At 60.1% G+C, this 1,367-nt stretch carries 1 protein-coding gene; it reads right to left on the bottom strand.

Annotated features, from left to right (window positions below):
* The coding region (locus ACR0DO_RS19450; RefSeq protein ID WP_480561087.1) for a putative 2-aminoethylphosphonate ABC transporter permease subunit at nucleotides 1-1,367 on the bottom strand (1,367 nt) is incomplete at both ends.

Below are 1,367 nucleotides of genomic sequence, written 5' to 3'. Positions count from 1 at the left end.
TAGAAGATCATCATTCCCATTGCCGCTGCCGGTGCGATATCGCCTGCATCGTCCATGTTCAGCACCGCGATCGAGGCCAGTGTTGTTTTCGGCGAATACAGGAACACCACCGCCGACACCGTCGTCATCGCGTTGACGAACAGGTAGATCGAGATGTCCAGCACCGCCGGCAGGCAGACCGGCACCGTCACCCGCGCGAACAGCTTCATGGTCGGCTGCTTGAGCGAGGCCGAGACCGATTCGAACTCGGTATCCATCTGCTTGAGCGCGGTCACCGCGGTCAGGTGCGACACGGTATAGAAGTGGGTCACCGAGCAGATCACCAGAATGGCCATGGTGCCGTAGATCGCATTCAGCGGGTTCGAGGGGTTGTTGAAGAAGAAGATATAGGCCAGGCCCAGCACCATTCCGGGGATCGCCATGGGCAGCATGGCAAACATCTGGAACAATGCGCGGCCGGTTTTGAACCCGTTCGACTTTTCAACCAGATAAGCCCCGAAGAACACGATCGAGGTGCCGATCACCGCGGTCAGCAGCGCCATCTTGATCGAGTTGAAATAGGACCCCCAGCCGCCGCCATCCATCCTGTCGAACTGATAGTTGTTCAGGCTCAGGCTCAGGTCATAGGGCCAGAACTTGATCAGCGCGGCGAACTGGCAGACCGCCAGAAGACCCACGATGAACAGCGCAACCAGGCTGCAATAGATCAGCATGATACGGTCGGTTTTCGGGTTCGGGCTGGGCTGATACGGCACCGAGCGTGCCGACAGCAGCGCCACCTGTTTCGACTGCACCAGACGGTCGATGGCAAAGGCCAGGATCGCCGGAACCACCAGAACAACCGACACCACCGCGCCCATCTCAAAGTTCTGCTGGCCGATCACCTGCTTGTAGATGTCCACCGCCAGAACGTTGAACTGACCGCCGATCACCTTGGGCAGGCCAAAATCGGTGATCACCAGGTTGAACACCACAAACGCCGCCGAGATCAGGCCATAGCGCGCGCCCGGAATGGTCACCGTCCAGAAGGTGCGCCACGGGGTCGAGCGCAGGCTGGAGGCGGCCTCGTAAAGACGCGCGTCCGAGATTGCCAGCGCCGTCGAGATGATCAGGAACGCATGGGGAAAGGTGAAGAAGACCGAGCCGATCACGATCCCTATGGGCCCGTAGATACTGGCGCCGAACAGCAGCTCTTTCAGCATCCCCTGATTGCCGAACAGATAGACCAGCGCGATACCGGGCAGCAGCGACGGCACCAGGATCGGGGCCATGGCGACCAGCCGGAACACACCCTTGAAGCGCATGCAGCTGCGGTTCAGCGCATAGGCGAACCAGAAGGCCAGCGTGACGGTGATGATGGTGCTGAC

The sequence above is a fragment of the Ruegeria sp. AM9 genome (genome assembly GCF_056540565.1).
Note: the sequence above shows the minus strand (reverse complement) of the source record. Positions and strands in the feature narration are given on the sequence as shown.